This window comes from Mycobacterium sp. NGS40 (assembly GCF_059812735.1).
Genome location: NZ_JCALDG010000011.1, coordinates 143725 through 157599, shown reverse-complemented (window position 1 = coordinate 157599; position 13875 = coordinate 143725). Strand labels below are relative to the sequence as shown.

General features: G+C 68.7%; 12 protein-coding genes. 4 read left to right on the top strand and 8 right to left on the bottom strand.

Translation table 11 applies throughout. The annotated features are described in order from the left end of the window. Positions 1-15: 15 nt before the first annotated feature. The 3 genes from cysS to AC5Y5O_RS18340 are packed head-to-tail and all read left to right on the top strand — an operon-like array spanning position 16 to position 3355. On the top strand, positions 16-1425 hold the full coding sequence (gene cysS / locus AC5Y5O_RS18350) for a cysteine--tRNA ligase (protein ID WP_096290330.1): 1410 nt from the start codon (positions 16-18) through the stop codon (positions 1423-1425). 11 nt (positions 1426-1436) lie between these two features. Next, positions 1437-2369, top strand: coding sequence for a 23S rRNA (guanosine(2251)-2'-O)-methyltransferase RlmB (gene rlmB / locus AC5Y5O_RS18345; protein WP_096290329.1), 933 nt, complete (start codon positions 1437-1439; stop codon positions 2367-2369). A 35-nt stretch (positions 2370-2404) separates the two neighbouring features. After that, complete coding sequence (locus AC5Y5O_RS18340; RefSeq protein WP_500026618.1) at positions 2405-3355, top strand: glycerophosphodiester phosphodiesterase; 951 nt, start codon at positions 2405-2407, stop codon at positions 3353-3355. Here AC5Y5O_RS18340 and AC5Y5O_RS18335 read toward each other — a convergent pair. Then, a complete protein-coding gene (locus AC5Y5O_RS18335; RefSeq protein WP_500026436.1) occupies positions 3283-4704 on the bottom strand; it encodes an FAD-dependent oxidoreductase in 1422 nt (473 codons plus the stop codon). The genes AC5Y5O_RS18340 and AC5Y5O_RS18335 overlap by 73 nt on opposite strands. Before the next feature lie 170 nt (positions 4705-4874). On the opposite strand from AC5Y5O_RS18335, the gene AC5Y5O_RS18330 reads away from it, so the two are divergent. Beyond that, positions 4875-7496: a LuxR C-terminal-related transcriptional regulator gene (locus AC5Y5O_RS18330; RefSeq protein ID WP_500026434.1), complete on the top strand. Its 2622-nt coding sequence runs from the start codon at positions 4875-4877 to the stop codon at positions 7494-7496. Between the two features lie 20 nt (positions 7497-7516). Here the strand turns inward: AC5Y5O_RS18330 and AC5Y5O_RS18325 are convergent, their stop codons facing one another. The 7 genes from AC5Y5O_RS18325 to AC5Y5O_RS18295 are packed head-to-tail and all read right to left on the bottom strand — an operon-like array spanning position 7517 to position 13823. Continuing rightward, positions 7517-8758, bottom strand: coding sequence for an SLC13 family permease (locus AC5Y5O_RS18325; RefSeq protein ID WP_500026430.1), 1242 nt, complete (start codon positions 8756-8758; stop codon positions 7517-7519). A gap of 3 nt (positions 8759-8761) precedes the next feature. Continuing rightward, the gene (locus AC5Y5O_RS18320) at positions 8762-9682 is read right to left on the bottom strand and encodes an MBL fold metallo-hydrolase (RefSeq protein ID WP_500026428.1); all 921 of its coding nucleotides are present in this window, start codon (positions 9680-9682) and stop codon (positions 8762-8764) included. Further along, on the bottom strand, positions 9682-10440 hold the full coding sequence (locus AC5Y5O_RS18315) for a LamB/YcsF family protein (RefSeq protein WP_500026426.1): 759 nt from the start codon (positions 10438-10440) through the stop codon (positions 9682-9684). The genes AC5Y5O_RS18320 and AC5Y5O_RS18315 overlap by 1 nt, the downstream gene beginning before the upstream one ends. Before the next feature lie 9 nt (positions 10441-10449). Then, positions 10450-11175 carry a sensor domain-containing protein gene (locus AC5Y5O_RS18310; protein WP_500026423.1) on the bottom strand — a complete coding sequence of 242 codons (726 nt, stop codon included), beginning with the start codon at positions 11173-11175 and terminating at the stop codon, positions 10450-10452. A gap of 47 nt (positions 11176-11222) precedes the next feature. Next, a complete protein-coding gene (locus tag AC5Y5O_RS18305; protein WP_500026419.1) occupies positions 11223-12083 on the bottom strand; it encodes a metal ABC transporter permease in 861 nt (286 codons plus the stop codon). Beyond that, the gene (locus tag AC5Y5O_RS18300; RefSeq protein WP_500026415.1) at positions 12080-12907 is read right to left on the bottom strand and encodes a metal ABC transporter ATP-binding protein; all 828 of its coding nucleotides are present in this window, start codon (positions 12905-12907) and stop codon (positions 12080-12082) included. Before AC5Y5O_RS18300 ends, AC5Y5O_RS18305 begins: the two co-directional genes overlap by 4 nt. Further along, positions 12894-13823 carry a metal ABC transporter solute-binding protein, Zn/Mn family gene (locus AC5Y5O_RS18295; protein ID WP_500026412.1) on the bottom strand — a complete coding sequence of 310 codons (930 nt, stop codon included), beginning with the start codon at positions 13821-13823 and terminating at the stop codon, positions 12894-12896. The genes AC5Y5O_RS18300 and AC5Y5O_RS18295 overlap by 14 nt, the downstream gene beginning before the upstream one ends. Positions 13824-13875 lie beyond the last annotated feature (52 nt).

Here is a 13875-nt window from a genome sequence, read left to right as displayed (position 1 = left end):
GTAAGCTGGCACGTCGTGACCGATCGCCCCCCCATGCGGCTACACGACACCGCAGCCGGTGCTGTGCGTGATTTCGTTCCGCTGCGCGAGGGGCACGTGTCCATCTACCTCTGCGGCGCCACGGTTCAGGGCCAGCCGCACATCGGCCATGTCCGCAGCGGCGTGGCCTTCGACATCCTGCGGCGCTGGCTGATGGCGCGCGGTTACGACGTCGCCTTCATCCGCAACGTGACCGATATCGAAGACAAGATCCTCGCCAAGGCCGCCGCGGCATGCCGGCCATGGTGGGAGTGGGCGGCGACCTACGAGCGCGCGTTCACCGCGGCCTACGACGCCCTGGACGTGTTGCCGCCGTCGGCGGAGCCGCGCGCCACCGGCCACATCACCCAGATGGTCGAATTAATGGAACGCCTGATCGCAAATGGTCACGCGTATGCCGCCGCCGGTGACGTCTACTTCGATGTGCTCAGCTACCCCGAGTACGGCCAGTTGTCCGGCCACAAGATCGATGACGTCCACCAGGGCGAGGGAGCTGGGACCGGCAAGCGCGACCAGCGCGACTTCACCTTGTGGAAGGGCGAGAAGCCGGGTGAGCCCTCCTGGCCCTCGCCATGGGGGCGTGGCCGCCCGGGCTGGCACCTGGAATGCTCGGCGATGGCACGCACCTATCTGGGGCCAGAATTCGACATCCATTGTGGTGGAATGGATTTGGTTTTCCCTCATCATGAGAACGAAATCGCGCAGAGCCGCGCGGCCGGGGATGGGTTCGCCCGCTACTGGCTGCACAACGGCTGGGTGACGATGGGCGGCGAGAAGATGAGCAAGTCGCTGGGCAACGTGTTGTCCATTCCGGCGATGTTGCAGCGGGTGCGGCCGCCGGAACTGCGCTACTACCTGGGTAGCGCCCACTATCGCTCGATGCTCGAATTCTCCGATACCGCCCTGCAGGATGCGGTGAAAGCCTATGTGGGAGTTGAGGAATTCCTGCACCGGGTGCGGGTTCGGATCGGCGGCGTGGTCCCCGGCGAGTGGACGCCGCGATTCGCCGACGCACTCGACGACGACCTCGCGGTGCCGATCGCGCTGGCCGAGATCCACCACGCCCGTGCCGAGGGCAATCGGGCGCTCGACGCCGGCGACCATGAAGGTGCGCTGCGGCACGCCGGCTCGATCCGCGCGATGATGGGCATCCTGGGCTGCGACCCGCTGGACGAACGCTGGGAAACGCGCGACGAGACGTCGGCCGCGCTCGCGGCCGTCGACGTGCTGGTTCAGTCGGAGCTGGAGAGCCGCAAGCGAGCCCGCGAGGAGCGCAATTGGGCTCTGGCAGACGAGATCCGGGACCGGCTCAAGGCGGCCGGCATCGAGGTCACCGACACCGCCGACGGGCCGCAGTGGGAGCTGCAAGCGGGTACAGACAAGTGACGGGCGGGTAGATGGCCGGCAACTCGCGGCGCCAGGGGGCGATACGTAAGTCCGGCAGCAAGAAGGCCCCGACGGTAGGCTCGGGCGGCCAACGGCGTCGTGGCCTGGAGGGCCGTGGACCCACGCCGCCCGCTCACATGCGCCCGAACCATCCCGCTGCCAAGCGCGCCGCCCAGCCGCAGCAACGCCGGACGGCCAAACGCACCGACGAGACCGAAACCGTGCTCGGCCGCAATCCGGTGGTGGAATGCCTGCGCGCCGGGGTGCCCGCGACGGCGCTGTACATCGCGCTCGGCACCGAAGCCGACGAGCGCGTCACCGAATCCGTTGCCCGGGCAGCCGATTTGGGCGTCGCGATCTTGGAAGTGCCCCGCACCGACCTGGACAAGATGACCGCTAATCATCTGCACCAGGGCATCGCGCTGCAGGTGCCGCCGTACAACTACGCCCACCCCGACGACCTGCTCACGACCGCGCTGCAGTCGCCGCCGGCGCTGCTGGTCGCGCTGGACAACATCTCCGATCCCCGCAACCTCGGGGCGATCGTCCGCTCGGTAGCGGCATTCGGCGGCCACGGAGTGGTTATCCCGCAACGCCGCTCGGCTTCGGTGACGGCGGTGGCCTGGCGCACCAGCGCCGGCGCGGCGGCCCGGCTGCCGGTGGCGCGCGCCACCAACCTCAACAGAACACTGAAGAATTGGGCCGACCGTGGGGTGCGGGTGATCGGATTGGACGCCGGCGGTGACACCGTGGTCGACGACCTGGACGGCACCGACCCGATCGTGGTGGTGGTCGGATCCGAAGGCAAGGGCCTCTCCCGGTTGGTGCGGCAGAATTGCGACCAGGTGGTGTCGATACCGATGGCCGGGCATGCCGAATCGTTGAATGCCTCGGTGGCCGCCGGGGTGGTGCTCGCCGAAATCGCCCGTCAGCGCAGGAGTTAAGCGGGTTGGCCGGCCGGCTCGCACGCCTGGGCGGGATGCTGGCCGTGGTCGCACTGCTGGTGCGGCTGCCGGTGTCCGGCGCCCAAGCACCCGACTTCGATCTGCAGGCACATCGCGGTGGTCGTGGTGAGACCACCGAGGAATCGCTGCGTGCTTTCGCCAAAGCGCTCGAACTAGGCGTCAGCACACTCGAACTCGACATCGTCGTCACCAAGGACGGCCAGCCACTGGTGTGGCACGATCCGACGATCGAGGCCGAAAAATGTGTCGACACCGGGCCCGCGGTCGCCGGCGATCCGCAGTACCCGTACGTCGGAAAGCTGGTGCACGAACTCACTTTGGCGCAGCTACGCACCTTGGACTGCGGTCGGCTGCTCGCCGAGTTTCCCGGCGCCGAAGTGGTGCGGGGCAACAAGATCGCGACCCTGCCGGAAGTTTTCGCGCTCGCCGACTCGTATCGAGCCGCGGTGCGCTACAACATCGAAACCAAAGTCGAGGCCGACCGTCCCGGCAGATCGGCCGAGCCTCGGGAGTTCGTCGACGTCATCCTGGGCGCGGTCAGGTCGGCGGGCAAGGTCTCCTCGGTCGAGATTCAGAGCTTCGACTGGCGAACCCTGCCGATGGTGCACCGGGCCGAACCGTCGATCCCGTTGGTGGCCTTGTACAACGACCAGACCTGGGCGCCGGATTCGCCGTGGCTGGCCGGCATCGATGCCACAGCCGTCGGCGACGCGGTGATCGGGGCGCTGATGGTGGGGGCGACCATCGTCTCACCCCGGTATCAGTTGGTCACCGGCAGGCCGTATGTCGATCACGCACATGCGCTGGGGCTCAAGGTTATTCCATGGACCGTCAACGACGCCACGGCGATGCGCGAGCAAATCGGCTATGGCGTCGACGGACTCATCACCGATTACCCGACGCTGCTGCGTGGTGCGCTGGCCGATCTAGGCATGCCATTGCCCGCTGCCGCGTCGGCGATCTGACCGTTGCCGTGATGCCGGCGGCGGCGGTTGGCCAGGGCGGCGCGCCACAGCATGCCTGGGCGCAGTAGCGCGGTGGCGGGGTCGACGAGCGCGGTCACTCTGACGAACCGATCGACGGCGGCGGTGTCGTATTCGGCGGCGGTGAGCACGCGATCGACGTGTGCGTTGAGCAGTCGGGTGAGCAGCGACGGGGTACCCTCGATTTCGGGTAGGCAGAGGTCGGGGCTGGCCGACAGCTCCCACGCCTGGCGAATCGGCACCGCCGCGGCCCGGAAGAATCGCGGCGCCAAATCCCTTGTGCCGCTGAGTAAGCAATCGCCCAGTGTCAGCGCCTCGAGTGCGGCTACCGTCATGCCCTGGCCGTAGATCGGGTTGAAGCTGCAGATCGCGTCGCCGATGACCAGCAGGCCGTGGGGGAATCGCCGCATCTTGTCGTAGCGGCGCCAGCGGCTGGACGGCGTACGGTGCCGCGCGGGTTCTCCGACCGGTTCGGCGGCGTGAATCGCGGCCAGCAGGTGCGGCGGTGCGAAGTCTTCGACGAACTCATACATCGAAATCAGGTCGGGGTGTGGCCCATGGCTCGCCAGGCCGAAGACGGTGAACATCCAGGTCTCGTTCTCCGAGTGCAGAATGCCCAACCCGCGCGGCCGCCCCGGCACGGGGCCGACGACGAAGCCGAGTTCGTTCAGCGCATCCGGTGCCATGCGCAGCAGCTGGCTCACGTAGGTCAGCTCCACCGTGACCTCGTCCTCGCGCGGGCCGTTGTAGCCCAGGGATTCCAGCCACGCCGGCGTGCGGGCGCCCCGCCCCGTTGCGTCGACCACCAAATCGGCTTTGAGCGTGCGCTCTTCGCGGGTGCGACGGTCGACCACCCGGGCCCCGTTCACGCGATGGTGGTCCGCCGTCGCGGTCAAGCTTACGATGTCGTGCTCGTCGAGCAGCGTGACATTAGGGATGGTGCGCAGGCGCGTGCGGACGTGATCCTCGAGGAACGGCCGGGTGGCGAGGTAGGCGGTGAACGAGGGGGCGCTGCCGCGGCGCACCATCAGGTGCCCGCCCACGTTGTAGTACAGCTGCGACAGATCCCGGCCGTCGATGTAATGCGCGCCGTCGACGACCAGCTCGTCGAGGATTCCGGGGAAGAAGTCCTCGAGAACCTGTGCACCGCGGGGCAGCAGGCCGTGCAGGTGCTTGCCCTGCGGCACACCCCGGCGGGGTACGCCGATGTCGGGCAGCGGGTCGCGCTCCACCACCGTCACCACGTCATAGAACTCACTGAGCGACCGAGCGGCCAACAGACCGGCCATGCTCGCTCCCAGTACCACCGCGTGCATACCGATCTTCGCCATAGCCCACCGCCTGTGCTGAGCGTCTATCTGACAAAGGCCATGTTGCTGACGGCTGACCGCGGGCGGCAGCGTAGTCGACTACGCGACTGTTATGTGGCCGCTACGCATCGGCTCATCGAAACGTCGGCAAAGCCGCCCATTCGGTGCTCCCGCACCGTTATAGTCGCCGAGTGATCGGCGCTGAGCCGCTGACCGGGCGCGACAGTGAATTGGGGATCATTCGCCGCGCCCTCAGCGCGGTAGGCAATCACTCGGGCGTGGTAGTCGCCGGAGCCGCTGGCGTGGGCAAGACTTGGCTGGCCCACGAGGCGCTGCGGCGGGCCGCGGCGGCGGGGGAGCGGACGAAATGGATCGTCGGCACCGACTCGGCGCACGCGCTGCCGTTGGGAGCGTTCATCGGCTCACTGGGTGAGGCGATGTCGAACCCGTTGACCGATGTTCAACGGGTCATCAATTCGTTTGTCGCGCAACAGCGTCGAGGCATGGTCGTAGTAGGGGTCGACGACGCGCACTTGCTGGACGGACTGTCTGCCCTCGTGGTCCATCAGCTGGCGCAGTCGGGCGGGGTGCGACTGGTGGTCACAATCCGCACCGGCAGCGACGAACCCGATGCGGTGACGGCGTTGTGGAAGGACGGTCTGCTGGAACGGCTTGATCTTGAACCGCTTTCGGCGGCGGCCACCCGCGAGGTCATCGAGAGCAGGCTGGACGGTCCCGTCGATGCGCGCAGCGCGGCCCGGTTCCAAAAGCTGACCGGCGGCAACGCCCTGTTCCTGCGGCAGCTGGTGGCCGACCAGGTGGCCGCCGGGCGGATGCGCAAAACCGCCGGGGTGTGGATGTGGGACGGCGATGTGGCGGTCTCGGCGAGCCTGTCCGACACGCTGGGCCGCCAGATGGGCCGGCTGAGCCCGGGTATGGCGATGGTCGTCGACACGTTGTCGCAATGCGAGCCGCTGGCCATCGGCGTGCTCTGCGATCTGGTGGACCGCGGCGACGTGGCTGCCGCCGAGCGGATGGGGCTGGTGAGCATCGAGCGCACCGCCACCGGATTGACGGCGCGCCTGGCCCACCCGCTGTTCGGCGAGCTGCGCCGCGCGAGCGCCGGCGAGCTGTATCTCTCGGAAATCCGGGGCCGGCTCGCGACGCGGTTGGCCGACGACGGCGACGCCGACATGCAGGCCACCGTGCGCCGCGCGCTGTTGCGGCTCGAGTCGGATCTCGCTGCTGACCCCGGGCTGTACCTGGAATCGGCGCGGCACGCCATGACGCTGCTTGATCTGGATCTGGCCGACCGGTTCGCCACTGCCGCCGCGAAAGCCGGCGCGCCCGGAGCGGCCGAGGTGCGGGCGATGAATCTGGTGCTCCTTGGGCGCGGTGAGCCGGCCGAGGCGGCGTTGCGCGAGATGGCCTGCGACGGTCAGCCCGGCTGCCACCACTGGGCGACCGTGCGGGCCGCCAATCTGATCTGGTGGCTCGCCAGACCGCACGACGCGGCCCCGATTCTCGCCGGCCTGGCCGCGAGCCCCGAGACACCGGCGCAGCGGGCCGAGCGGTTGGCGGTGCAGGCGTGCCTGGACGCGGTGTCGGCGCGCTGCGAGATCGCGGTCGTAAATGCCCGGGCCGCATTGGATTTCCCGGAGCTCGCGGGGTTTCACGCGATGATGGCTTCGCTTGCGTTGATCATGGCGATGGGGGCGCTCGGTCAGGTCGACGATCTCTCGGATATCGCGCAGCAGGCGCTGCGGCGCGCGACGACGTCTTTTCAGGCATCCCATATGCGATATTGGTTCGGTGCCGTCTATGGCCGCGCTTGTCGGCTGGTCGGTCGGATCGACGAATTCGTCAGCACGGCAAGGCAACTGGCCGAATCGGCCCGCGAGCTTCCCGGCCTGGCCTATGCGAACTTTTCGTTCCTGTTGGGCAACGCGGACCTGGCCCGCGGCGCCGTCGCGGAGTCGGCCCGATTGGTGCATGAAGCGGTCGCCGGAGTCCAGATACACTCCGTCACGACGGGATTACGGCCGGCGACCTATTTCGCACTTGCCGAAGCACACGCCAAGCTCGGACAGGCCGGCGAGGCCAATGATGCCGTTGCGGCCGCGCGCTCGTGCGTGCCGCCGGACTTTCTGTTCATGCACACCGCACTCGCGCTGGCCGACGGCTGGGCGAAGGCGGCCAGCGGCCACCTGACCGAGGCTGTGGCGAGCGCGCAGGCGGCGGCACGGCTGGCCCGCGACCGCGCCCAGCCCACCCATGAGCTCGCCTGCATTCAGGCCGCGGCTCAATGGGGGGACGCTTCGCAGGCCGCGCGGGCGCGCGAGCTCGCCGATGAGTTGTCGCTGCCGCTGGCCGCCGCCGTCGCAGCACACGCGGCGGCCCTGCACGCTGGGGACGGCGACGGCCTGCTCACGGCCTCGGCGGCCTACCGCGAGATCGGTGACCGGGCCACTGCCGCCGACGCGGCGGCGCAGGCGTCCGTCGCGTTCGACGAGGGCCAGCACCATCGGCGCGCGATGTATGCCGCCGCGCTGGCCAGGGAGTTAGCCGATGAATGCGGTGGGCTGCACACGCCGGCGTTGCGGACTCCGACGGGTATCAAACTCTCGGGTCGCCAGCGTGATGTCGTCGAACTCGTGGTGGCCGGGCTATCCAACCGGGACATCGCCGAGCAGCTGGTGATGTCCGTGCGCACGGTCGAGGGTCACGTGTACCGGGCCTGCCAGCGAGTCGGGGCCCAGTCGCGCGAGGAATTGGCGTCGATCATTCGAGCGGGACCCTGCGGCGGAGGCTGAGTCGCCTGCCCACCGAGGGTCTAGAGGCCCAGCAGCCGGGCCGAGGACCACAGCGCCAGCACCGATACCACCAAGGCCGGGGGTACGGTGCACAGGCCCAGGCGGGTGTACTCGCCCACGCCGGCTTCGACGTCGTGCTGACGAAGCACGCGCCGCCACAGCAGGTTTGACAGCGAACCGACGTAGGTCAGGTTTGGTCCGATGTTGACCCCGATCAGCACCGCCAGGACCGCGACCGGGCCGCTGGGGGCCACCAGCGGCAGCAGCACCAGCGTGGCCGGCAGGTTGTTGACGACGTTGGCCAGTACGGCGGCCACCGTGGCGATGGCAAGCAGCGCGGGCAGACCCGACCCATGCGGCAGCACGGCGGACATCGCGCGGTCCATCCCGTTCAGCGTGACCGCTTGCACCACGACGCCCAGCGCCAGCACGAACACCAGAAACGAAACCTGGGCCGAGCGAAGGATTTCCATCACGGTGGTGTGCCGGTGGCGCAGACTGCGCACCGCGAGCGCCGCGGCGCCGGCCAGCGCCACCCACGCGGGGGCCACGCCCAGCGGCTCGGAGAAGGCGAACCCGGCCAGGGTCAGCCCTACCACCACCAACACGAACACCGGCGGCCGTGACGCCGGCTCGAGTTGGTCCGGGTCGGGCGCGACGCGCAGATCGCGCGCGAAGAAGCCGCGGAAGACCAGGTACAGCGTGGCGACCGTGGCCAGCCACGGCAACGCCATCACCAGAGTGAACTTGGTGAAGGAGATGTTGGCGACATGAAACGCCAGCAGGTTGGTCAGGTTGGACACCGGTAGCAGCAGTGAGGCGCCGTTGGCGAGGTGGGCCGTGGCATAGGCGTACGGGCGCAACGGAGTTCGCAGCCGGCGCACGGCGGCCAGCACCACCGGGGTCAGCAATACCACGGTGGCGTCCAGGCTCAGGACGGCGGTGATGGCGGCGGCGATGACGAACACGTGGCGCAGCAGTCCGTGCGAGCCGCGCGGCGTTCGGGCGATCACCGCCCCCGCGGCCTCGAACAGGCCTTCGTCGTCGCAAAGCTTGGCCAGCACCAGCACGGCGCCCAGGAAAGCGACCACTCCCGACAAGTCGGCGACTTGGCGGGCCGCCTGGTGGACTGAGATCGCGCCGATCGCAACCACGATGAGCGCAGCCGGAACCGCGGCCAGCGCCTCGGGCCAGCCCCGCGGACGCGTAACGGCGAACCCCAGGACCACGGCAAGCAGCAGCAGTGCGACGGTTAAATACAAGGCCTAGACCATCCAGGGGTTTTCGCGTCGCCACACCGTTGGCATGTGCAATGCGACACCGTCGCGGGTGGCCAGCTCATCGAGCACCTGGATGGAGAAGTCAAGATCGTCACCCGCGTATGGCAAGGCCCGCAACGGCTTTGACAGCGGACGGAAGAAGTCATCCCAATGGATCAGGATCACTCGGCGCGCGCCCACCGCCTGCACGGTCTCGGCCCAGTAGTCGAGCAGGTAGGACCGGGGCTGCAGACCCAGCTGGCCGACCGATAGGTACACGGCCTCGGCGCGCTGCCCGGCCAGCGCGCCCTTGATGAAGCCGGCGCTGCCCTGAATCAGCAGTCGCTGGTCCGACGGCCGATGGTGGATCAGCGTCGACCACGACTCGCCGCAACGATAGGCCGACGCCTTCACCGGCGGCACCAGGGGCTCCTCGATCACGCCGGGGAACCGGTCGGGCGGACAATGGTGCGACTCGACGAGCGTTACGTCGAAGGCGCCCAACCGGATTGGTTCACCTGGCACCGCGACGATCAGGCGGTTCTCCGGCAGGCCGTAGCCACGCCCGACGTTGGCCGCGGACTCACCGCCGACCAGCTGCGCTCCGGTCCGGTCGGCGACCAGCGCGGAATCCATCACGTGGTCGACGTGGGTGTGCACCGGGATCACGGCCGACAGCCGCGACACCTTCGCCCGGGCCAGGCAGCCGTCCACCCGCACCGTCGACGGCGACAACCGGCCGGCCGCCACCCGCGCCAGGCTCGGGCGCGAGAAATAGCCGTCGGTCATCAGTGCCGACGAGCCGTCGTCAATCAGCAGTGTTGCCACACCCATCCAGGTCGCCGAGAGGCCCTCGGCGTCGGCAGCGGGCGCGTCGAATCGATCCGCATAGCGCGCGATATCGGGGCGACCGAGCCGCAGGCGCATCAGCAGAACGGCCTGATGTCGATGCCCGCGGCCTCGAGCTGTTCGCGCACCGCGGTGGCGATCTGTACCGCGCCAGGTGAATCACCGTGCACGCAAACCGATTCCACGCTCACGGCAACCTGGGAGCCGTCGACTGCGGTGATCTGCCCGGAGGACACCATCGACACCACGCGCTGCGCGATCGCCGCCGGGTCGTCCAGCACCGCGCCGTCTTCTCGGCGCGAGACCAGTTGACCGTCCGGCTGGTAGGTGCGATCGGCGAAAGCCTCTGCGATGGTGTGCAATCCGACGCGGGCGGCCTCCTCGAAGAACGCCGACCCCGCCATGCCCAGCACCGGCAGCGTGGCGTCGGCCAGATATACCGCCGCTGCGACGGCGGCCGCCTGCTCGTGATGGGTCACGATGGTGTTGTACAGCGCACCATGGGGTTTGATGTAGGAGACCGTCGAGCCGGCCGCGCGCGCGATCGCCTGCAAAGCGCCGATCTGATACACCACGTCGGCGACGAGATCCTCGACGGCGACATCGATGAAGCGCCGGCCGAACCCGGCCAGGTCGCGATAGCTGACCTGGGCACCGATGCGCACGCCACGCTCGGCGGCCAACCGGCACACCCGCATCAGGTTGGCGGGATCGCCGGCGTGGAAGCCGCACGCGACGTTGGCGCTGGTGACGATTCCGAGCATCGCGTCGTCGTCGCCCAGGCTCCAGACGCCAAAGCCCTCACCCAAGTCGGCGTTCAGGTCGATAGCGGCCACCTGCCTAGCTTATTGCGGGATCCTGGCAATGATCTGATCGAGGAGGTTGTCGGCCGCGGCATCGGTGTCCTTGCCGAGCAGGCAGACCCGGACCTCGACGACGACGGAATCCTGCGCGGCCATCGCGTGCGAGCAGCCCCACCGCGGGTCTTCCTCCTGGCGCATCGCCAAGGCGATGCGCGAGCCGCTGACTCGCAAGTCCTGGGTGAGGAAGTAGCTGTGATTGCCGTTCGACGAGTGAAACCCGTACCGGCGCTGGGCGCATCCTCGCCAATCCTGTTGGGCACGCTGCAGCAACGCCTGGGCAGCGCCGGCCGTGGTGAACGACGTGACGAGCTGCGTGGCATCGGCCTGCACGGCGTTGGGCGTGCTGAACTGGTTGCCGCGCATCGCGACATATCCGCTATGGGCATAGGTCGTCACGTCGCCCACCGAACCGACTCCCAGGCAGCTGCGATCGTCGATGATCGTCGACGAGTCCGTGGTGGCGGTGGCGGTGCCGATCAGCGCCATGGTCGCGCCGCCCACCAGGGCGACGACCTGGTCCTGACCCAGCAGCAGGCCGTCCAGGACGGTCGTCGGCATCGCGCGTGGCGTTGGGCCGGCCGCCCTGCCGGCGGGGAGGTGGGTCACGGGCGCGGCGGCCAGCGCCTTTCCGTCGACCGCCCGGGTGCAGCCGGCCGTCAGCACACCAGCGGCAAGCAGGGCGATGGGCCATCGGAGTACGGGGTACATCGCCTGCTGCTTCGCCACCTTCGCGTCGGGCTGGGACGCGCGCAAGCTTAAGTGCTGGCCTCCCGCCGTCGGCCCAGCAGCCAGCAAAATAGATAAATCAGAAACGAGATCGTTGCAACGAACACCGACACCGGGACGCCCGGCGCCAGCGACAGCACGATGCCCCCCACCGCGGCGACCTCGGCTAAAACCACCGACGCCAGGATCGCCACCGCCGGCGAGGCGACCACCCGGGCCGCCGCGGCCGCGGGCGTGATCAGCAACGACATCACCAGCAACGCACCGACGATCTGAACGGCCTGCGCGGCGACCACCCCGACCAGCGCGGCGAACACGATGCCCAGCGTCCGCACCGGCACCCCGCGGGCCGCCGCGACGTCGGGATCGACCGTGGCGAACAATAGCGGCCGGTAGCAGGCCGCCAGAACGCCGATGACCAGCAGGCAGACGAGTGCCAGCGTCGCCAGTCCGGTGTAGCCCACCCCGACGATCTGGCCGGTGAGCAACGCGAAGCTCGTCGTCGTGCGGCCGGGATAGAGGTAGATGAACAGCACCGCCAGGCCCAGCCCGAACGCCAGCACCACCCCGGTCACCGAATCGCGTTCCCGGTCCCGCTGCCCGAGAACGCCGAACAGCGCGGCCGCCACCGCGCTGCCGATCAGCGCACCCAGGCCCACCTGAAATCCGACCAGCAACGCGAAAGCGGCTCCGGTCAGCGACAATTCGCTTGACCCGTGCACGGCGAACGACATCTGCCGCATCACGATGAACGGGCCGATCAGCCCGGCCGCCAGTCCCAGCAGTGCGGCCGCCAGCAGCGCCTGCTGGACGAAGTCGTGGTTGAGCAGTGCAGCGGTGATGTCAAACGAGAACAGATGATCCAGCACACCGGAGAGCTGGTTGTTCATAACGCGTGCCCGCTGTCGTCGCCGATCACCACGTAGCGGCCGTTGACCGTCACCACCTGGATGTCCGCCCGGTACAACGTCGAGAGCGTTTCGGTGTTCATCACCTGCTCGACGGTGCCGATCCGGAAGCGGCCGTCGACCAGGTACAGCACCCGGTCGACGTACGGCAGGATCGTGTTGATCTCGTGGGTCACGACCATGACCGTGGTGTCGGCTTCCCGGCGGCGCCGGTCGATCAGCGCCGCGACCAGCTTGGCGTTGGCCGGGTCCAGAGCCAATAGCGGCTCGTCGCACAGCAACAGCATCGGATCGCTGGCCAGCGCCTGGGCGATGCGCATGCGCTGCAACTCCCCGCCCGACATCAGGCCGACCCGGACGTCGGCCAGCGACTCGCCGTTGACCTGTGCCAGGGCTTGCCGCACGGCCAGCTTGCGGAGGCTGCGCTCGGCCGAACGCAGCGGCAGCACGCCCCAGCGGTTCCCGTCGATGCCCAGCCGGACCAGGTCGCGCCCGACCAGCATCACGTCCCGGTCGATCGGGCGGTGTTGGGGCACATAGCCGATGGCCCCGCTGCCCGAGGTGACCTCTTTGCCGTTGACGTGCGCGGCGCCGGCGCTCAGCAGCAGTTGTCCGAGCAATACCTTGAGCAGCGAGGTCTTGCCGGTGCCGTTGGGTCCCAGCACCGCGATGAACTCACCCGGAGACACCGACAGGTCGAGGCCGTCCCACAGCACGCGGTCACCGAACGCCAGTCGGGCACCGGTCAGCGAGACGGCGGGTGGTCGCTGGCCGGCCGTCCCCAGCGCTTGGTCAATGACGGGCATTGGCCCGGCCCGATCGCAGCGCGGTCTGCAATTGGTCGACGGTCTGGCGCTGCCAGGTCAGGTAGTCGGCGCCGTCGGGCAGCGTCTCGGTCACCAGCGTGACCGGAACGCCCGCTCGTCGGGCAGCATCCTGCAGGCCGTTGATCGCGGGCGTGGCGGTCTGCGGGTTGACCAGCACGGCCGCGACTTGGTGGCGGTTGACCAGGTCGAGAACGAATGCCATGTCGGCCGGCGACGGATCGGTCCCGTTCTCGTTGGCGGACATGAAACTTTCGGGGGTGCGATCTGCCAGGCCGGTGGCCTTCAGCAGGTAGTACGCCACCGGTTCGGTCGCGACCACGGAGGTGTCGGGGAACGTGTTGGCGATGGTGCGTTCCGAGGCGGCGATGTTGTCGGCGTCGCGGCCGAACGCGGCGGCGTTGGCCTTGTAGTCGGCGGCGTTGTCCGCGTCGATGACCGCGAGGCGGTCGGCGATGGTGTTGGCGACAGCCTTGGCCACGCCGAGGTCGTAGAAAACATGCTCGTTGGGCGGATTTCCGTTGTCCGCCTTCGGCGCGAACGAGTAGGCGTCCACGGTCTTGATGTCCGGATGGTCGCTCAGCACCTGCGTCGCCCAGGGGTCGTAGCCACCGCCGTTGTAAACCATCAATCCGGCGTCCAGGATGACGGCGGCGTCCGAGGCGCTGGCCTGATACGTGTGTGGATCGATCGTGGCACCGGACAGGATCGACTTGACGTTGACATGGCGTCCGGCGACGGCATGGACGACACTGCCCCACACATCGGTGGAGGCCACCACGGTGGCCCCCTGCGAGTGCGCGGGACCGGCGACACCGCAGCCGGTGATCGCCGTCGCTGCCAGCACGCAAGCGGCCAACGCCGTCAGGATGCGCGTGCGCCCGTTTACTTGTCCCATTTCGTCCCATCAGCGCTGACCGCGGGCGTGAAATTCCGGTGGCTGTCCGGCC